The organism is Polaribacter sp. KT25b (assembly GCF_900105145.1).
Classification (GTDB): Bacteria; Bacteroidota; Bacteroidia; order Flavobacteriales; family Flavobacteriaceae; genus Polaribacter.
The window spans coordinates 3,889,599-3,908,275 of sequence record NZ_LT629752.1; the positions used below are offsets into that span (position 1 = coordinate 3,889,599).

An 18,677-nucleotide genomic window follows, 5' to 3' on the forward strand; every position below is an offset into this window, starting at 1 on the left:
AATATGAGTTGTTAAATATGCTGATGTAATTATAATTAATAATCTAAAAATATAAAATGATCTAAGTCAACTTAGTCCTTTTTTGTATTTGAAGGAATTACCAAAAAAGGAACATTTAAATGAAAACCGATTTCTTTAATTTTTGATTTAAAAAATAAGTTTTCGAAAAAAGAATGCTTATTATTAATCATCACCAACAAATTAACGCGTGTTTTTTGTTGAAATTCAGAAATAGCTTCTGTTACATTTTGATCAGGTACGCTATGAAATACGTGAGAAATAGTATTGAATAACGTATTTAGTTTTTGTTTATTTTTTTCTTGTTTTTCAGATAAATCATAACCATAAGACACATTTAAAACATGAACTTTTGAAGTTTGAGAAAGAGCAATATCTACAATTGGTTTTACTTGTTTTTTCTTAAAAGAAATTTCATAATCAGATGGAAATAAGATTTCTTTTGGAGCTTCAAAACTAAAACCACTAGGTATTGCTAATACTGGGCATTTTGCCTTTTTAATTACATGCACTGTATTTGAACCAAATAAAACTTCATCTAAACCAGTTGCACCTTTTGTACCCATTACAATATAATCCATTGGTTTGGCTTCAGAAAGTTCTTGAATTTCGAAGGTTAAGGTGTTAAATGAAGAAATTTGAATAAATTTATGATCAGAATTCACATATTTTTTTTCAATTTTCTTTTGAAGTTTACTAACACCCTTTTCTGATGCTTCTCTCATTGCATCAATTAAACCAAAACTTGCAGCACCTACATTCATGTATTCTACATCATAAATTATGGGTGTATACGTGTTTAGTAAAAAGAAATTACATTTTTCATCTTTAAACAATTCAACTGCATATTGAATTGCATTCCAAGAATTATCAGAAAAATCGGTAGGTAAAAGTATATTTTTCATAATGTTTATTTTTAATAATTAAGTACGTCTCATGTTTTGTAATGCTAAAAAAGGAATCTTTATTGATAAACTTATTTTATCAATATTATCTTTAAAAAGTATGTTTTCTAAAAAAGAATGTCTTCTATTTATCATAACTAAAATATCTGTTTCATAATCTTCTATGTACTTATTAATTTCGTTCGAGATATTTTTATCTTTTGTTATTTTAAAATGAATTTTTGTGTTTTTTAAGTTTTCTTTAATAAAAGATTTGTAGCCTTCTTGCCTAACAGATAAAGAGCCACTGTCTGATATATAAAGTATATCGATTGTTGATTTATAATCAGAAGCTACTTCATTTAAAAGCGCTAATTCTCTTTGTTGATAAGGCATGCTGTAATCTGTAGCAAAAAGAATATGATTGGGCTTTTTATAAGTATAACCTTGAGGAATTACTAAAACAGGACATCTAACATATTTTAAAACTTGTAGTGTGTGGCTTCCAAACGTTAGTTTTTTATTATTTGTTTTGCCCAGAGTTCCCATAACAATGAGATCTATGTTTTTTTCTTCTACAACTCTATCTGCCTCATCAACAAGAATGTTATTGGCAGATAGAATTTTAAATAGATGTTTAGAGTTTTGGGAAAGCTTTTTAATTTGCTTTAGCGTATTTTTTAGTTGTAATTGAGAGTCTTTACCTGCAGTTCTAATAACCTCATTAATTACTTCTTTAGTAATAGGCGCATTGCTTAAATTAATATCTTCTTGATATGCATTTAAAATATAAAACTTACAAAACTCATGTTTAAACAACGCTAAAGCATAGTTGATAGCATTTATTGAGTTTTTAGAAAAATCGATAGGAATTAATATCTTTTTCATTGTAAGTGTTTTTAAGGCATATCTAAATTTATACCTATTTTTGCACTAAGACAATGATCTACATCATGTTATGATAAGAATAATAAATATTTAAAATCTGTATTTACAAATTACAAATAAGGTTTTGCTATTCCTTTTCTCTTTTTTAATTGAATTTCTAAGTCAGAAATTGTGTTTTTTACAGCAAGTTCATAATTTTTTTCATCAGAAGAAGCAAACAATCTTGGTCCAGGAGCGCTTAATTCTATTTCGCAAATCGTTCCTTTATCTTTAGAGTTTTTTTCTTTTTTAAAAACTACGTTTGCACTAATAATTTTCTCAAACTTTTTAACCAAACTATCTAACTTTTTAATAGTATAAGCTTCCATAGTTTCACTTGTTGTCATGTTAATGAATTGAATGTTTACGTTCATAATTATGGATTTTTAAGTTATTAAAATTAAATTAAAATGATTGCGTACCCAATGTTTAAAAGGTATAATCCTATTAGAAAAAGTAATGTATATATTACTTGTACAAATTTTATGTTTACAAATTTTAACCAATTGATTGTCTGTTTCGGAATAATAAAAAGAGATAAACCAATTACTAAAGATGTGTAACCAATTAGTGTAATTATAAGTTTCCAATTAGGTTCCCAAATGTTATGAAATAGAATGTTTAACAACCCAATTATAATTGATAAAAATGATAAAATAATCAAGAATTTTTGATCTTCTAAATCATTAAATATCTGTCTTATCCTTTTTGGATTAAAGCTCAAAATAACGAAAAAGATAAGTAAATAATATCCCCAAAACTTTGCTAAAAAAATTGAACTATCCATAACCTTTGTTTTTATTCATGAAGAACTAAGAAAGGAACATCTGTATGATAACTAATTTCCTCTACTTTAGTGTGAAATAATATTTGTTGAAAATAATTTAGGTTTTTTGCAACCATTGCTATTAAATCTATATTTCTACTTTCTACAAAACATTGCACGGCATCTTCTACTTTTTTATTAGTTAAAAAATGGAAACTATGTTTGTAATTATAAAAATAATCTTCTAATAATTCTTTGCTTTTTTGTTGATCTCTATTTAATACAGAATCTTTTTTACTAATATTAAGCACTCTTAATGAAGAGCTAGTTTCTTCTAAAATTTCTGCAATTGGTTGTAATACTTGTAAATTGTTAGATAAAGAAAAATCCGTAGGAAAAGCTACTTCTTCTAGTTTTTTATATTTTGCATTTTCTGGTACAACAAGTGTTGTGCATTTTACTTTAGTAATAACATCGCCTGTATTGCTGCCAATAATAAATTTACTTAATCCAGAAGCACCTTTTGTACCCATAACAATAACATCTACTTTTTTTTCTTCGACGTTATTTCTTATAGATTCTATAAAGAAATTGCTTTCTGTTAATGTGTGAAATTTATGTTTTTTATTTTTTGGAAAATTCTCTGATATTTTTTTTAGAAGCGCTTTTAATTGCGTTTTAGCCGGTTTTATATAAATATCTACAATAACATCTTCTGTAGGAATATATGGGTAATCGGTAGTAGCTACGTTACTTAATCTATTAATATGTAATAAATAAAAGTTGCAAGTTGAGTCTTTATAAAAATTTAAAGCATACTCAATAGCATTCCAAGAATTATCAGAAAAATCTGTGGGTAATAAAATCGTCTTCATTTAAATTCGTCTTAGAGTTAGACAAATTTATCGTTACAGGGCTTTTTAAAAAATGATATTGGTCATATTGGCTCTAATTAGCTAAAAACTAATAGATGTCTTTTAGTTTTTCTAAATCTAAAATTCTAATATTTCTACCTTCAATTTCTATAATATTTTGTTTTTTAAAGTTAGATAATGTTCTTATTAAAGTTTCGGTTGCAATACCAGCAACACTAGCTAAATCGTTTCTAGAAATTCTTATTTGTTCTTCTGGCTTGCTATTCAATTTTTCTACAAATTTTAAAATTGTATTTGCAGTTTTTTTACTTACAGAACTGTAAGCCATTTGTAAAAGCTGATTTTTTACAACCGCTAAATCTTCTGTTAGTAATTCTATTAATTCTAAAGTTACTTGATGGTTTTTGTTTAAAACATTTGTTAATGCTTTTTTAGAAAGACCAACCAATTCTGAATCTTTAATGGCAGTTGCAGATTCTTGATATGATAAATTTTGTGTAAAAGATGTATAACCAAACAAATCATCTTCTTTATATAAAGCCGTTGTTAGTTGTTTACCTTGTTCATCTAATTTATGGCATTTTATAAGACCACTAATTATTAAATAAATGTAATTAGAGTTATTGCCTTCTTGGTATATAATTTGATTTTTAGCAAAATGAAAAATTTCGCCATTATCATCAAAATAATTTTTTAAATCATTTAAATTTCTTATTGATTCTTTTTCTTCTATTACTACTTTTTTCTCTTCCTTTTTTTCTCTAAGATCTTTTAATATTGCAGCTTTTGCTAATCTACTTTCAATAGCACTAATTAATTCATCTTCGTTAAAAGGTTTTGTAATATAATCATCAGCACCTAAATCCATTCCTTTTCTAACATCTTTTCTTTCTGTTTTTGCTGATAAAAAAATAAAAGGAATATGATGTGTGCTTTCATTTGTGTGTAAAGCTTGTAACACGCCATAACCATCTAGTTCTGGCATCATAATATCGCAAACAATAATATCTGGCAAAGCAACTTTAGCTACTTCTACACCAATTTTACCATTAGGTGCATTTATAACTTCGTAGTTTGCTAATTCTAAAAGTTCTGATGTGTTTTCTCTTAAAATTAAATCGTCTTCAATTAGTAGTATTTTTTTCATTTTGCTGTGTTAATAATCTTCATGGTAAAAGTAGAACCAATATTTTCTTTACTTTCAAAGGTAATTGTTCCGCCTAAATTTTCTAAATGGCTTTTAATAATATTTAAGCCAATTCCTGTTCCTTGTGTTAATAATGCATTTTCTGCTCTAAAATAACGGTTAAATATATTTTTTTGATCTTCCTCTGGAATTCCAATTCCGTTATCTTTAATCTTAATTGTAGTATATTGTTTGTCTTGAGTTATATTAATGTCAATATCTGTATTTTCTGGCGAATATTTAATAGCATTATTTACTAAATTAGATAGCGCAAGTTCAATTGTTTTTTCATCTTGTGTTAAAGAAATTTCATCAATATTTTCTGGATATTTAATTCTTTGTCCTTCTTTTAAAAGCATGTTAGCATTATAAATTACTTCATCTAAAACTTTACTTAATCTAAAAGTATGAAATTTGTAATTTATTTTACCTGTATCTAACTTTTCTACGGATAAAAAATCGTTTAAAATATTATTTAAATAATGTACTTTATTGGTAATGGTACCTAAATGCTTATCTCTTTTTTCTTGTTGTTCTGCTAATTTATATTTTCCTAATAATATTGTTGATGTTAAAATACCACTTAAAGGTGTTTTAAATTCATGAGAAACTAACGATAAAAATTTTGTTTTTAATTCATTTAGTTCTTTTTCCTTTTTTAAAGCATCTTTAATTTGATTTTCTGCTTCTATTCTTTTATGGTTTTCTTCATCTAGCTCAAGATTTACTGCCTTTAATTCATTAACAGTTTTTCTTAATTCTTTTGTTCTTTCACTAACCTTTTTTTCTAATTCTTCATTTAATTTATAGATTTCTTGTTCTTGCCTTTTTCTAACAGAAATATCTATAATTAAAGCCATTATAAAAGTTTTTCCATAAATTTCAAACGGATTTAAACCAGCTTCTAACGGAAAAATATCGCCATTTTTTCTAGCGCCATATAAATCGCGCCCGTTTCCCATTTGTCTTTTTTCTTTATGCTTCATAAACCCATTAAAATGAGCTCCATGACCAGCATGATAATCTTTAGGAATTAGAACATTTAATTTTTTTTCTAGAAGTTCATTTTTCTCATAACCAAACATTTTTTCTACAGAAGAATTTACAGAAACTATGTTTTGTTGGTCGTCTACAACAACAACACCTTCAGACACAGCTTCAAAAAGTACGTTAAAAACATCTTGTTCTTTATTTAACATTTTAGCTATAATTATCAGATTTAATAAGGAAATAAAAATACTACATTTTTACAGAAAATTATAGTTAATTATGATTAATATCATAATTTAATAACGTTATATAATCTATTTTTACTCATATTCATAAATTCTTGATTATGAAACCATCACAAAACACAATTATTTCTTTTTACGAAAACCTTGGTAAATTATTTTATGCAATTGCAGCAGCAGATAATGTTGTAGAGGATGTTGAGTTTAATGTTTTAAAAGAAACTGTAAAAAATAAATGGACTAAAATTGATCATATTGATGATGATTTTCATTCTGATGCAGCATATCAAATTGAAACCGTTTTCGATTGGTTAAATAACGAAGGTTTTTCTGATTCTAAAACTTGTTATAACGAGTTTATTGACTTTAAAAGAGAGCATCCTTCTTTATTTACAGAAGAAACTAAAAGTCTTATTATACAAACAGCAACTAAAATTGCAGCATCAGTTGCAGATTTAAATAAATCGGAATTAATGTTGGTTGCAAAACTTAGTATCGAATTTAAGAAAACGGATTGATAAGTTTATCGCAGGGCTATAGCCAAGGATTTAATTCCTCAAGGCTTGCTTTGAAATACAAAATATTAGTTTCGTAAGCACACATCGTACCCTTGGGTCGAGGTTGTTGATTCAGACTTGAAATTTTAAAAATAATTTGCTAAAAAACAGTGTTTTTTATGCTAACTGATGAAGGTCATTTTACTTTTTTTAAAACTGTAATACCTTTATTTACTGAATTTTAAATTTTTTGATCATGAAAAAAGCAATCATATTATTTTTCTTAATTCCGTTTTTAGGATTTTCTCAAATCACAGATAAGTTAGATTATGTTTCTCCTTTTAATGAAGGCTATTCTGCAGTAAAAAAAGGAAATCAATGGGCATTTATCAATCAAAAAGGAAACATTGTTATCGATTTTAGAGACGATTTAGTTTTAACAGAAACTAACAAAGAAAAGTATCCAATATTTGTAAATGAAAGATGTTTAATTTCAGAAAAAAAAGACGGGATTTCTTACTTCGGATTTATAGATACATCAGGAAAAACAGTAGTTGAACCTTTGTATTTAAATGCTGCAAATTTTAATGAAGAATTTGCAATTGTAATTCATGTTTATAAAAATTTATTAGGCAAAGATGTGTTAAACAAACAAGTAGTAAGTTATGAAATTACAGAGATTTTAATTAATAAATCTGGTGAAGTTAAATTCTCTTTAACGGAACCAAAAGGTATTATTCTTTCTAAAGAATATATTAAAAATCCACCAAAAATAAATAGTAAGTTTCTAACTAAAAATTTAATTGCAGTTTTAGGAAAAGATAATAAATGGGAGCTTAAAAAATTATAAACTAATTAATTTTTATGAAAAGAATAAGCGTAATTTGTTTCCTTTTTTTTTGTATTTCTTGTGCTGAAAAAGAAGAAAAAACGGTTCCAGAAAGTAGAAATATGACCGAATCTGTGTATTCTTCTGTAACGATTCAGCCAGACAGTTTATACCAAGTTTACGCTTCTGTGGCTGGGATTTTAGAAAAAAACTTAGTAGAAGAAGGCGATTTGGTTTTTAAAGAAACACCGTTAATTAAGGTGGTAAATAATATGCCTAAATTAAATACCGAAAACGCCAAACTTATGGTAGGTTTAGCAAAAGAAAACTATACAGGAAGTGCTGCTATTTTAGATGGAATTGAAGAAGAAATTATTGCTGCAAATCTTACCTATAAAAACGATTCAATTAATTTTTATCGACAAAAAAATCTTTGGAATCAGAAAATTGGTTCTAAAGTAGCATTTGAAACAAAAAAGTTAAATTTTGAGTTATCTAAAAATAGTTTACAACTTTTAGAAAGTAAATATAACAGAACAAAAAACGAATTAAAAACAGCCTTAAAACAAGCTCAAAACAATTATGAATCTTCATTAATAAACACCAAAGATTTTACTGTAAAAAGTATTATAAATGGTAAAGTTTATGCGCTATTTAAAGAACCAGGAGAAATTGTTTCTACAACAGAACCTCTAGCCAAAATTGGTAGCGCAACTAATTTTGTGATAGAATTGTTGGTTGATGAAGTTGATATTGTAAAAATATCAGAAAATCAAGAAGTAATTATAAATTTAGACGCTTATAGTGGTCAAATTTTTACAGGAAAAGTATCTAAAATTTATCCTATAAAAGACACAAGAAATCAAACTTTTAAGGTTGAAGCTTTGTTTGACAAAGTTCCGAAAACATTGTATCCAGGGCTTTCTGGCGAAGCAAATATTATCATTTCTAAAAAAGATGCTGTACTTACAATTCCTAAAGACTATCTAATTGATGCTGATAAAGTAAAAACAGATAATGGCATTGTAAAAATTACAACAGGTTTACAAAACATGGAATTTGTAGAGGTAATTTCTGGAATTTCTAAAAACACAATAATTTATAAACCAGAATAATGGTTAATTGGAAAGTTCTTTTAAACATTGCAAAAAAGCATTTGCTAACAAAGTTTAAGCAAACTGCTGTTGCAGCTTTAGGCGTTACTTTTGGTATTACATCTTATATTACTTTGGCTAGTTTTATGACGGGTTTAAACAATGTATTAGATGATTTAATTCTAAACCAAACACCACATATTCATGTTTATAATGAAATTGAACCCTCTAAGCAACAACCCATTTCTTTGTATGATGATTTTAAAAATAGCTTTAATGTTGTACATTCTATTAAGCCAAAATTAAATCAGAAAAAAATACATAACGCATTGCCCATTATTAAGTATTTAAATGACAATAAAGATGTTAAAGGAGCAATTTCGCAAATAAAAACAAATATTTTTTACATTTCTGGTTCAATAGAACTTGTTGGGAATTTAACAGGAATAAATCCGATAGAAGAAGCACGGCTTTTTAATTTTAAAGATTATGTAATAGAAGGTTCTCCAAAAGATTTAAAAAACACAGAAAATAGTATCATAATTGGCTCTGGAGTTGCAAAAAAAATGTCTTTATCAATAGGAGAAAGAGTTCAAATAAGTACTGTAAATGGAACTGTTTTTCCGCTTAAAATTGTTGGTATTTATCAAAGTGGAGTTTCTGATATTGATGCTATTCAAAGCTTTACTAATATTAAAACAGTTCAAACTATTTTAGGAGAAGCTAAAAACTATATTACAGATATAAATATAAAATTATATGACATTGATAAAGCCTTACCATTGGCAAAAAAAATTGAACAACAATTTAATTTAAATGCAATAGATATTAATACTGCAAATGCACAATTTGAAACAGGTAGTTCTATTAGAAACCTTATAACGTATGTGGTTTCTATTACTTTATTAGTTGTAGCTGGTTTTGGAATTTATAACATTCTAAACATGTTAATTTATGAAAAAATGAATGACATTGCTATTTTAAAAGCAATCGGTTTTTCTGGTAAAGATGTACAGATAATCTTTATGAGTGAGGCATTAATTATCGGAATTGTTGGTGGTGTTTTGGGTTTGCTTTTTGGATTGCTTTTTACGAATATTATTAATACGATTCCGTATGAAACAGAAGGATTACCTAGAATAAAAACATATCCAATAGATTTTAACCTGTGGTATTATGTAATAGGTTTAACTTTTGCAATCATTTCTACTTGTTTTGCAGGTTTTTTACCTTCTCAAAAAGCTAAAAAAATAGATCCAGTTAAAATTATAAGAGGCCAATAAAATGAGTACAGTATTAGAAGCAAAATATATTAATAAGTATTTTAAAAAGCCTGTATCTTTTCATGTATTAAAAGATATTAATTTTAAAATTGATAAAGGAGAATTTACTTCAATTATGGGGAAATCTGGTTGCGGAAAATCTACTTTATTGTACATTTTATCTACTATGGATACAGATTATGAAGGCGAATTGTATTTAGATAATCAATTAATTACGGGCGATAGTAAAGACAAATTATCATATATCAGAAATAAAAATATAGGTTTTGTTTTTCAATTTCATTATTTGTTGTCAGAATTTTCTGTGTTAGAAAATGTAATGCTTCCTGCTAAAAAATTAGGAGAAAAATCTGTTAAAGAAATAGAAAATGATGCAATTCAGAAATTAAAAATATTAAATATAGAGCATTTAGCTAAAAAAAAAGCATCACAAATTTCTGGTGGAGAAAAACAAAGAGTGGCAATTGCAAGAGCTTTAATAAACAACCCTTCTATAATTATGGGAGATGAACCAACAGGAAATTTAGATAGTCATAACTCAGAAAATGTTTTTAATATTTTTAAAAAATTAAGTTTAGAAGAAAAACTATCTCTTTTAATAGTTACTCATGATGAAGATTTTGCAAAAAAAACAGACAGAATTATTACAATGGAAGATGGGAAAATAATTACCTAAAATAATAGCAAACTGATAATTCTCATTTTATATACAATCTAATTATACTACTTTTAGTATTGTTCTTTAATCATAAAAAATAAGGAAAATGGCATTCGTAGATTATTATAAAATATTAGGCATTTCCAAAAGTGCTTCTGAAGCAGATATTAAAAAAGCTTACAGAAAATTGGCTAGAAAATATCATCCAGATTTAAATCCGAATGATAAAGCAGCCGAAAAAAAGTTTAAAGAAATTAATGAAGCTAATGAAGTTTTAAGTAATCCAGAAAATCGTAAGAAATACGATAAATATGGAGAACATTGGGAAAATGGAGAAGCTTACGAACAACAAGAAAAACAACGTCAACAAGATTATCAAAGAAGATCTCAAAGTAGTCAAGGAAGTTATTCTCAAGAAGATTTTTCTGATATTTTTGGAGATATGTTTGGTGGTGGAGCTTCTGGTAGACGAACGAGTTCAAAATTTAGAGGACAAGATTACAATTCTGAAATTCAATTACATTTAAAAGATGTTTATAAGACTCAAAAACAGGTAATTACCGTTAATGGAAAAAATATCAGAATTACAATTCCTGCAGGTGTAGAAAACGGCCAAACCATCAAAATAAAAGGTCATGGAGGAAAAGGTGTAAATGGAGGCCCAAATGGCGATTTATACATTCAGTTTTCTATTATAAATAACACCAAATTTAAACGTGATAAAGACAATCTTTATATAGATGTTGATTTAGATTTATATACGGCTTTATTAGGTGGGCAAATTATGGTTGATACTTTTGATGGAAAAGTAAAATTGACCATTAAACCAGAAACCGAAAATGGTACCAAAGTTAAACTAAAAGGAAAAGGATTTCCTAAATACAAAAAAGAAGGTCAGTTTGGTGATTTATATATTACGTATCAACTTAAAATACCTACAAAATTAAACGAAAAAGAGAAAGAATTAATTAAAGAATTACAAAAACAACGCTAAATATGGAAACTGAAAATTTAATATCTATACAGCAATTTTGTGAGCATTATAGCATTCCAAAAACTTTTATGAATGATTTAAAAGAGTACGAATTAATAGAAATTATTGTTGCAGAAAATGATGATTACATTAAAATTACTCAAATTACAGAAGTTGAAAAAATGATTCGTTTGCATTATGATTTAAACATAAATTTAGAAGGTGTTGATGTAATTTACAATTTATTAAATCAAGTTGATACTTTAAAAAAAGAAGTAACTGATTTACAAAATAAACTTCGTTTTTACGATAACGTATAAAGTACCAGAAAACTAAATATTTTCTAATGAAAAGCTACTCTCTATTTACCATTTTGCTTTTATGTTTAGCAATTTTAATCGTAGATATTTTAGCTTTTTATTGGTTGCAATCTATAACACAAATCATTGCTTCGGATGGTTTAAAAACTGCAATAAATATTGTTTTTTGGGGTTTTACAATAGGATTAATTGCTTCAATTATAACGCTGAAAATTACTTTAGAAGATATTGAACCTAAAAGAAAACACAAGCTAGTTTCAGCTTTATCAGGATTAACAATTTCTTCTTTTATTCCTAAAATTATTTTTGTTGTTATTTTCTCTCTAATGTATTTTTCTAATCAGTTTTTTTCTGAAACGGAATCATTAATTGTTGTTCCGTTATTTGGTTTGCTTTCTGGATTTTTGCCATTTTTTGTAATAATGTATGGTTTTTTTAAAGCTGTATATAAATTTAAAGTGCATCATGTTACTGTTAAACATCAAAAATTACCTGCATCTTTTAATGGTTTAAAAATTGTTCAAATTTCTGATATTCATTTAGGAAGTTTTAATTATAAATATCACATTTTAGACAGAGCAATAAAAGTAATAAATGATGCTGAACCAGATTTTATTTTTTTTACTGGAGATTTAGTTAATAATTATGCTTGGGAATTAATTGGTTGGGAAAAGGTTTTAGACAAATTAGTTGCTAAAAAAGGCAAATATGCCATTTTAGGAAATCATGATTATGGAGATTATAGCGAATGGAATTCAAAGGAAGAAAAAAAAGAGAATTTTGATAAAATAAAAACTTTTTTTAAAAGAATTGATTTTAAACTCTTGTTAAATCAATCAGAAATAATTGAAAAGAACAATGAAAAAATTGCAATTATTGGCGTCGAAAATTGGGGAAAACCTCGTTTTAAACAATATGGAAATCTACAAAAAGCAGTAAAAAATGTTACTGAAATTCCGTTTAAAATATTGTTAACACACGATCCAACACATTGGAGCAAAGAAGTACTTAAAAAAACAGATATTGCTTTAACGCTTTCTGGTCATACGCATGGAATGCAATTGGGTTTTCAATACAAAAAAAGGCAATGGAGCCCAAGTAAATATCAATACAAACATTGGGCTGGTTTGTATAATGAAAACGAAAAATATTTATATGTTAATCGTGGTTTAGGTTGGGTTGGCTTTCCTGGTAGATTGGGTATGAGACCAGAAATTACATTACTTGAGTTAAAGAAGAAATAAATTTTTGTAAACTGATGTATATCAGCTTTTTTCTTTAAAATTTCAAATACCTTAGCTTTTCCATTACCTAAAACTTGCGTTATGATTACTAATTTAAAAGAAGAAGAGTGCAGTCACCTATTAGCAAATAATTATATTGGTCAACTGGCCTATATTTATAAAGATCGACCTTTTGTAGTGCCAATTACTTATTTTTTTAATAAAAATAATATTATTATTGGTTATTCTGATGAAGGGCATAAAACGATGGCTATGAGAAAAAATAATAAAATTTCTCTACAAGTTTCAAACATAATAGATTGTGATAATTGGATTTCTGTTCTAGCTCATGGAGTTTATGAAGAGGTTACAGGCTCTGAAGCAAAAAAATATTTACATGAATTTACATCAGGAATTAAAGACATAATCTTAAGAAAAGAAGATAGATGTTTGCGTTCTGTAGGTGATTTTTCTAGCAAAAAATATACAAATCATCCGCCAATTATTTTTAGAGTAACTGTTGATGAAATGACAGGAAAAAGAAGGGTTCATCATTCATAAATTTCCTAAAATTCTTTATTCTGAAGATATAGATTAGTGTGTGAGATGAAACTTTATATTTTATTCTAAAACTAAAATAATTAATAGATTGTCTAAGAAAAATATTCTAAAATTATTTTTTAAAAATTAAATATATTCTATAAATAAAAATCGTCTAGAAATTAATTTCTAGACGATTTTTATTATTAATTACGCTTTATTTTTACCAGAATAAGCAATAAAGTACAATAAGTAAAATACAAATTACAATAGAACCAATATTAAATAAAGGCGTTGTTTTAAACAAATCTTTTGTAATTTCAATTCCCTTCGGATCGTCTTTACCATTATTTTGTAAATGACTTAATACCATGATTATAAGCATTGTTAAAAGAGTTGTTATTCCCATTTGATGCATCCAAGGTTCTAAACCAGCAATCGGAATAAATTTTAAAGCCAATGCAATAGGGAAAGATAAAATAGCCCCCCAAATTGCAGCGTTATTTGTAGTTTTTTTCCAGAATAAACCTAGTAAAAATATAGCTAAAATACCCGGACTTAACATTCCTGTAAACTCTTGTATGTATTGAAAAACTTGATCCAATCCATTTAACATTGGCGCGATAATAACTGCAATTATCAAAGCAATTGCACCAGAAATTCTACCCACATTTACAGTTGTTTTATCAGTAGCATTTTTGTTGATGTATTGCTTGTAAATATCCATCGTAAAAATAGTAGAAGTAGAGTTTAACATCGAAGCTAAAGAAGAAACAATTGCAGCTGCTAAAGCAGCAAAAGCAACACCTTTAAGACCAGTAGGTAAAAACTGTAATAACCAAGGATAGGCTTTATCAGCTTGCTCTGTAGAAGGAACATTTAACATTCCCGCTTCTCCTAAATTAGCCATAATTGATGGGTCATTTACCATTACATATGCCGCAATACCTGGCACAACTACAATTAAAGGAATAATTAACTTTAAAAAAGCCGCTAATAAAATACCTTTTTGAGATTCTTTTAAAGATTTAGCCGCTAAAGTTCTTTGTATAATATATTGGTTGAAACCCCAATAATATAAGTTGGCCACCCATAAACCACCAACTAAAACCCAGATTCCAGGTAAGTTTATATAATTGTCATTAGATTTTTCAAGAATCATATGGAATTTTTCTGGAGCAGCTTCCCAAATTTTAGAAAACCCAGCTAACATTCCTTCTCCGCCAGAAACTGTATTTAAAGCTAAATAAGTGGTTATTAAGCCACCTAAAACTAAGAATACTACTTGTATAACATCTGTCCAAGCAACTGCAGATAAACCTCCATATAGAGAGTAGGCAGCAGCAAAAAGAGCAAGGCCAATAATTGCATATAACATATCTACCCCCATAATAGTTTCTATCGCTAATCCGCCTAAAAACAGTACAGAAGTAAGGTTTACAAAAACATAAAGAGATAACCAGAAAACAGCTAAAATGGTTTTAAGGTTTGTAGAAAAACGTTTTTCAACAAATTCAGGAATTGTGTATAATCCTTTTTCAATAAAAATAGGTAAGAAATATTTACCAACAATAATTAAAGTTAAAGCAGCCATCCATTCATAAGAAGCAATTGCAATACCAAGAGCAAAACCAGAACCAGACATTCCAATAAATTGTTCTGCAGAAATATTAGCTGCAATTAGTGATGTACCAATAGCCCACCAAGGCAAAGATTTACTTGCTAAAAAGTAATCTTCTGCATTTTTTTGATGTCCCTTTTTATCACGAGAAACCCATAGTCCTACACCTAAAATTAAAATGGCATATCCAACGAAGACGACATAGTCCCACATTTCAAATCCTGCTTTCATAATTGTTGTTTTTGTTTTTTTTAATTGATTTAATAAATGATAAAGTAACGTAAAGTTTAAAAAATATAATAATTTTTAGAGAGATTTTTTGAAAAAAGTATTCCATTTTGAATTTTCAAAATGGAATACTAAAAACGATGTTGATTCTTAATAACTTAATAAAGTTAAGGGGGGAGTTTATAGTTTTATTTTTTAGAATCCAGTTCCTGGAGATTCTATAGGAGAAGAGGCTTGCGCTTTATGAGGGCTAAGAATTAAATAAGTTCCTAAAGCTGTTAAAGCAGCATATTTACCGTAATTTCCTATTTTCTTTAAAGCATCTTTACGAGTAATATCTTGAGTTGTGCCTTGTGTGTTTTCTATATGTTTTTTCATAATATCTTGTCTTTATAAGTTATTGTTAATTATTCTAAAATTATTTTCTTATTTAATTTACCTGTTTCAGTTTCTAACTGAACAATGTAAAGCCCTGTAGCTAATTTTGATAAAGAAATATCTTTTACTCCGTTAGATTCAAAAGATGTGTTTATCATTTGTTTTCCTAGAACATTAAATAATTTAACACTTGCTTTTCCTTGCGATAAACCTGCAATTCTTAATGTAGCATTGTTCATCTTATAAATACTTACACTTTCTAAAGTTGAAGTAGTATCAACACTTAAACTTGATTTTGCAGAGGTGTGTATATAGAATCTTCCAACACCATTTAAAGCTTCTGATAAAGTTATTTTATAATTACTTTCATTTAAGTTTGTAAAGATGTTTTTTGCTCTATCTTCGATAAAAATGTTAAGATTTTCTGGTAAGTTTATATTTTCAGTAGAAAAAGTAATTTGTTTACCTGCTTCTGAAATTAAACCAACAGGAACTACAACACTCTCTATACTTGCACTTGGTAAAGACTGTGTTTGATAATTTTTACCAGTATTATTATCTAATAATTGTGTAAAAACATCCATTTTATTTGAAATTCCATTAAATCTTTCTCCGTCCCAACCTTTATCAAATCCTGTTGTAGCAGCTTCTGTAAAGTATATTTTAGCAAATCTTTGAGTATCTTCACTATTTATAAGTAGTTTTATTTCTGATAAAGTTTTAGCTTTTTGAAAAGTACCTGTAGAAGTATTTTGGATAGCTTCTGTAAAATCTACATCTGTTCCACTGGTTGCTTTTACAAAAAATCCTTGTGCAGGAGCAAGTATTTTATCATCTCCCGTAACATGAGTTTCATAATTACCTGTAGCTTGGTTATATAACCATATTTCACCAGAAAGATTTGTGTTAGCAGTTAAAAAGTCACCACTATTTATATTTGTTAAATAAGGGTTTCCTAATAAATTATATCCATCATCATCAAGAGAAACAGGTATATTATTAACATCACCAGAATTTAATGCGCTTCCAGTAAAAGAAATACTTCCTGCGCCAGTTGCATTTGCTCTTTTTACAGAATATCCTACACCTGGTGTAAATTGTAAATCTTCACCGTCTTGCATATAATCCCAAGTATTTCCGTTTGTAGTATACGTTGCTATTGCATTATTTGTTGTAATTGTACCTGCAGCATCAATACTATTAGCTGATACATAAGCATCATTAAACATTTCATTATTTACAGGAGAAGATACTAAAAACCAGTCATCATCAACACTTAAGTTTCTACTGTATGTAATGTCTGTAGCTGTTTTAGATAACGTTCCTTCAACAATAGAGAAATCTGTCCATACATCAGCCGCGTCATAAGCAGAAGCAGCTCCTTCAGGTACTATTATAGTGCTTAAAGCTGTTCCATTAAACATATCAGATCTTCCAGAAATACCTACTGGTGTTGCAGATGTAAAAGCAATATGCTTTAAAGATGCTGCATTAGCAAAATGATTAGAAGGCCCAGACCCAAAAGTAGTAAATGATGCGGGAAATATTATAGATTCTAATCCAGTACTATTAAAAGAACCTGTATTTGCAGTTATTAATGAGGGTAAGTTTAGATATTTAAGAGAAGAACATTTATAAAAACTAAGGTTACCAGTTTGTGTTAAAGCAGGTAAATCTAGAGAAACTAATGAAGAACAATCTACGAACATTTGAGTTCCTGTAGTTTCTAAAAGAGGTAAGTTTATGGTTGTTAAAGCATTACAATTTTGAAAACCATATTGTAGTCCAGTTATAGCTTTAGGCATATCTATAGTTGTTAAAGATGTACAATTTCTAAACATTTTGTTACCAACCGCTAATGCAACAGGTAAATTTACAGTTGTTAACGACGTACAGTTAAGAAACATGCTAGTACCACCTCCTGATGATACCAAAGTATTTGCAGAAAAAGTAGTTAAATTAGTACAACCGCTAAAAATTTGATTTCCAATTGATGTAACACCGTCAAAATTAGCAGAAGTTAATGCTGTACAGTTTAAAAAAGCACTATTACCTATTTTTTTTGTAACAATAGCGGAAACATCTACAGTTGTAAGACCAGTATTCCTAAAAGCCTGTAACTGAATTTCAGTATCTCCTTGAACTACTAGAGAAGTAATGCCAGCTTCGTCATTATAAGCAGCACTTTTTATTACAGTAATGGTATAACTATATGAACCATCACTAATATGAGTTGGTACTACAATCGCACCAGTTAATGTACCTGGAGTAACTGCATCATGGACAGATACTGTTGTATTATCAGCATTTACTTCATAAATCATATCTCCAACAGTAAATTGGGTGCCAGAAGCTTGTTGAGCGTTAGTTATTGCTATTGTTAGCAACATCACAATTAATAATAGTATTCGTTTTTTCATTTTTTTAAATTTTAATTAATTTTAGTTTGTTCAAAAGTAAAAGAAATGTTAAAATTTTATTTATCATAAACGGGGTAATAATGTTTCATTATGAGCTATATATGGGTGTTTTAATGTAAATAATGAGATTTTGATGTTTTTTTTGGTATTGTCACTTGTCAATTTTTTTAAGGAAATAAAAGCATTTTTTATAATTATTGTAGTTTATAATTATCTTTTTTATATTTATTACTGAAAGGACTAGTTTTATACAATCTTCTAAATCTTATGTAAAATTAGGGGTAAGAAAATATAATTTTCTTACCCCTAATTAAATTTAAAATAATAATTTAGATATTCTTTAACTATTTTTAATGTGTTAATAACTAAGTCATTTGCGTCTTTACCTTTTAATAACTAGACGCTAGATTTTAAAGTACTCATATCAACAGCATTTATTACCTTTTAAGAAAGAATTTTAGCTTCTAATATATTTTAGATTTCTACAGAAGAAACAGTATTTGTAGAAAAGTATAAAAAATCTTTTACTGCGTTATGGAATGTTTTAAATATTTCTTTAGATAATTAGTTCACTATTAAAGTACCACATTAAAAAATGTTACTATATCAGCATCTATAATAGTTTTTTATAAATTTGAATATAGTTTATTTTAGAAATTGTTACAACTATATATTTAGTGCATCTCGTTTTAGTGTCTAATTTTTTATTTGACACAAATTACACG

General features: G+C 27.4%; 19 protein-coding genes. 9 read left to right on the top strand and 10 right to left on the bottom strand.

Going from position 1 to position 18,677, the window contains the following annotated elements:
- Positions 1–71 precede the first annotated feature (71 nt).
- The 7 genes from BLT70_RS16900 to BLT70_RS16930 all read right to left on the bottom strand — a co-directional run bounded on the left by BLT70_RS16900 (position 72) and on the right by BLT70_RS16930 (position 5,855).
- Positions 72–923 carry a universal stress protein gene (locus BLT70_RS16900; protein ID WP_091897164.1) on the bottom strand — a complete coding sequence of 284 codons (852 nt, stop codon included), beginning with the start codon at positions 921–923 and terminating at the stop codon, positions 72–74.
- An 18-nt stretch (positions 924–941) separates the two neighbouring features.
- The gene (locus BLT70_RS16905; RefSeq protein WP_091897166.1) at positions 942–1,790 is read right to left on the bottom strand and encodes a universal stress protein; all 849 of its coding nucleotides are present in this window, start codon (positions 1,788–1,790) and stop codon (positions 942–944) included.
- A 110-nt stretch (positions 1,791–1,900) separates the two neighbouring features.
- Positions 1,901–2,203 carry a ribosome-associated translation inhibitor RaiA gene (gene raiA / locus BLT70_RS16910; RefSeq protein ID WP_091897169.1) on the bottom strand — a complete coding sequence of 101 codons (303 nt, stop codon included), beginning with the start codon at positions 2,201–2,203 and terminating at the stop codon, positions 1,901–1,903.
- A 26-nt stretch (positions 2,204–2,229) separates the two neighbouring features.
- Positions 2,230–2,616 carry a hypothetical protein gene (locus BLT70_RS16915; RefSeq protein ID WP_091897172.1) on the bottom strand — a complete coding sequence of 129 codons (387 nt, stop codon included), beginning with the start codon at positions 2,614–2,616 and terminating at the stop codon, positions 2,230–2,232.
- Positions 2,617–2,627: 11 nt separating this feature from the next.
- Complete coding sequence (locus tag BLT70_RS16920) at positions 2,628–3,470, bottom strand: universal stress protein (RefSeq protein ID WP_091897175.1); 843 nt, start codon at positions 3,468–3,470, stop codon at positions 2,628–2,630.
- 88 nt (positions 3,471–3,558) lie between these two features.
- A complete protein-coding gene (locus BLT70_RS16925) occupies positions 3,559–4,617 on the bottom strand; it encodes a response regulator (RefSeq protein WP_091897178.1) in 1,059 nt (352 codons plus the stop codon).
- On the bottom strand, positions 4,614–5,855 hold the full coding sequence (locus BLT70_RS16930) for a PAS domain-containing sensor histidine kinase (RefSeq protein ID WP_091897181.1): 1,242 nt from the start codon (positions 5,853–5,855) through the stop codon (positions 4,614–4,616). The genes BLT70_RS16925 and BLT70_RS16930 overlap by 4 nt, the downstream gene beginning before the upstream one ends.
- Before the next feature lie 137 nt (positions 5,856–5,992).
- On the opposite strand from BLT70_RS16930, the gene BLT70_RS16935 reads away from it, so the two are divergent.
- The 9 genes from BLT70_RS16935 to BLT70_RS16975 all read left to right on the top strand — a co-directional run bounded on the left by BLT70_RS16935 (position 5,993) and on the right by BLT70_RS16975 (position 13,326).
- Positions 5,993–6,406, top strand: a complete 414-nt coding sequence (locus BLT70_RS16935) for a hypothetical protein (RefSeq protein WP_091897184.1) — start codon at positions 5,993–5,995, stop codon at positions 6,404–6,406.
- Positions 6,407–6,641: 235 nt separating this feature from the next.
- Positions 6,642–7,235: a WG repeat-containing protein gene (locus BLT70_RS16940; protein ID WP_091897186.1), complete on the top strand. Its 594-nt coding sequence runs from the start codon at positions 6,642–6,644 to the stop codon at positions 7,233–7,235.
- A gap of 14 nt (positions 7,236–7,249) precedes the next feature.
- Positions 7,250–8,329 carry an efflux RND transporter periplasmic adaptor subunit gene (locus BLT70_RS16945; protein WP_091897187.1) on the top strand — a complete coding sequence of 360 codons (1,080 nt, stop codon included), beginning with the start codon at positions 7,250–7,252 and terminating at the stop codon, positions 8,327–8,329.
- On the top strand, positions 8,329–9,591 hold the full coding sequence (locus BLT70_RS16950; RefSeq protein WP_091897189.1) for an FtsX-like permease family protein: 1,263 nt from the start codon (positions 8,329–8,331) through the stop codon (positions 9,589–9,591). The genes BLT70_RS16945 and BLT70_RS16950 overlap by 1 nt, the downstream gene beginning before the upstream one ends.
- Position 9,592: 1 nt before the next feature.
- Positions 9,593–10,267 carry an ABC transporter ATP-binding protein gene (locus BLT70_RS16955; protein WP_091897191.1) on the top strand — a complete coding sequence of 225 codons (675 nt, stop codon included), beginning with the start codon at positions 9,593–9,595 and terminating at the stop codon, positions 10,265–10,267.
- Positions 10,268–10,355: 88 nt separating this feature from the next.
- Positions 10,356–11,243, top strand: a complete 888-nt coding sequence (locus BLT70_RS16960) for a DnaJ C-terminal domain-containing protein (protein ID WP_091897193.1) — start codon at positions 10,356–10,358, stop codon at positions 11,241–11,243.
- A 2-nt stretch (positions 11,244–11,245) separates the two neighbouring features.
- Positions 11,246–11,542 carry a chaperone modulator CbpM gene (locus BLT70_RS16965; protein WP_091897195.1) on the top strand — a complete coding sequence of 99 codons (297 nt, stop codon included), beginning with the start codon at positions 11,246–11,248 and terminating at the stop codon, positions 11,540–11,542.
- Between the two features lie 26 nt (positions 11,543–11,568).
- Positions 11,569–12,786 carry a metallophosphoesterase gene (locus BLT70_RS16970; protein WP_091897197.1) on the top strand — a complete coding sequence of 406 codons (1,218 nt, stop codon included), beginning with the start codon at positions 11,569–11,571 and terminating at the stop codon, positions 12,784–12,786.
- A gap of 81 nt (positions 12,787–12,867) precedes the next feature.
- Positions 12,868–13,326 carry a pyridoxamine 5'-phosphate oxidase family protein gene (locus BLT70_RS16975; protein ID WP_091897199.1) on the top strand — a complete coding sequence of 153 codons (459 nt, stop codon included), beginning with the start codon at positions 12,868–12,870 and terminating at the stop codon, positions 13,324–13,326.
- 202 nt (positions 13,327–13,528) lie between these two features.
- Here the strand turns inward: BLT70_RS16975 and BLT70_RS16980 are convergent, their stop codons facing one another.
- The 3 genes from BLT70_RS16980 to BLT70_RS16990 form a co-directional block, all read right to left on the bottom strand.
- Positions 13,529–15,157 carry a sodium/sugar symporter gene (locus BLT70_RS16980; RefSeq protein WP_091891092.1) on the bottom strand — a complete coding sequence of 543 codons (1,629 nt, stop codon included), beginning with the start codon at positions 15,155–15,157 and terminating at the stop codon, positions 13,529–13,531.
- Between the two features lie 192 nt (positions 15,158–15,349).
- The gene (locus BLT70_RS16985) at positions 15,350–15,532 is read right to left on the bottom strand and encodes a hypothetical protein (protein ID WP_091897201.1); all 183 of its coding nucleotides are present in this window, start codon (positions 15,530–15,532) and stop codon (positions 15,350–15,352) included.
- Positions 15,533–15,561: 29 nt separating this feature from the next.
- Entirely contained in the window at positions 15,562–17,952 is a 2,391-nt protein-coding gene (locus tag BLT70_RS16990) for a leucine-rich repeat protein (RefSeq protein WP_091897203.1), read from the bottom strand.
- Between the last annotated feature and the right edge of the window lie 725 nt (positions 17,953–18,677).

Excerpts from the sequence above, each read along its gene's own strand:
- BLT70_RS16975 (WP_091897199.1), top strand. The coding sequence starts at position 12,868 with ATGATTACTAATTTAAAAGAAGAAGAGTGCAGTCACCTATTAGCAAAT.
- BLT70_RS16905 (WP_091897166.1), bottom strand. The coding sequence starts at position 1,790 with ATGAAAAAGATATTAATTCCTATCGATTTTTCTAAAAACTCAATAAAT.
- BLT70_RS16920 (WP_091897175.1), bottom strand. The coding sequence starts at position 3,470 with ATGAAGACGATTTTATTACCCACAGATTTTTCTGATAATTCTTGGAAT.
- BLT70_RS16915 (WP_091897172.1), bottom strand. The coding sequence starts at position 2,616 with ATGGATAGTTCAATTTTTTTAGCAAAGTTTTGGGGATATTATTTACTT.
- BLT70_RS16990 (WP_091897203.1), bottom strand. The coding sequence starts at position 17,952 with ATGAAAAAACGAATACTATTATTAATTGTGATGTTGCTAACAATAGCA.
- BLT70_RS16930 (WP_091897181.1), bottom strand. The coding sequence starts at position 5,855 with ATGTTAAATAAAGAACAAGATGTTTTTAACGTACTTTTTGAAGCTGTG.
- BLT70_RS16960 (WP_091897193.1), top strand. The coding sequence starts at position 10,356 with ATGGCATTCGTAGATTATTATAAAATATTAGGCATTTCCAAAAGTGCT.
- BLT70_RS16980 (WP_091891092.1), bottom strand. The coding sequence starts at position 15,157 with ATGAAAGCAGGATTTGAAATGTGGGACTATGTCGTCTTCGTTGGATAT.
- BLT70_RS16945 (WP_091897187.1), top strand. The coding sequence starts at position 7,250 with ATGAAAAGAATAAGCGTAATTTGTTTCCTTTTTTTTTGTATTTCTTGT.
- BLT70_RS16940 (WP_091897186.1), top strand. The coding sequence starts at position 6,642 with ATGAAAAAAGCAATCATATTATTTTTCTTAATTCCGTTTTTAGGATTT.
- raiA (WP_091897169.1), bottom strand. The coding sequence starts at position 2,203 with ATGAACGTAAACATTCAATTCATTAACATGACAACAAGTGAAACTATG.
- BLT70_RS16970 (WP_091897197.1), top strand. The coding sequence starts at position 11,569 with ATGAAAAGCTACTCTCTATTTACCATTTTGCTTTTATGTTTAGCAATT.
- BLT70_RS16955 (WP_091897191.1), top strand. The coding sequence starts at position 9,593 with ATGAGTACAGTATTAGAAGCAAAATATATTAATAAGTATTTTAAAAAG.
- BLT70_RS16935 (WP_091897184.1), top strand. The coding sequence starts at position 5,993 with ATGAAACCATCACAAAACACAATTATTTCTTTTTACGAAAACCTTGGT.
- BLT70_RS16985 (WP_091897201.1), bottom strand. The coding sequence starts at position 15,532 with ATGAAAAAACATATAGAAAACACACAAGGCACAACTCAAGATATTACT.
- BLT70_RS16900 (WP_091897164.1), bottom strand. The coding sequence starts at position 923 with ATGAAAAATATACTTTTACCTACCGATTTTTCTGATAATTCTTGGAAT.
- BLT70_RS16950 (WP_091897189.1), top strand. The coding sequence starts at position 8,329 with ATGGTTAATTGGAAAGTTCTTTTAAACATTGCAAAAAAGCATTTGCTA.
- BLT70_RS16925 (WP_091897178.1), bottom strand. The coding sequence starts at position 4,617 with ATGAAAAAAATACTACTAATTGAAGACGATTTAATTTTAAGAGAAAAC.
- BLT70_RS16965 (WP_091897195.1), top strand. The coding sequence starts at position 11,246 with ATGGAAACTGAAAATTTAATATCTATACAGCAATTTTGTGAGCATTAT.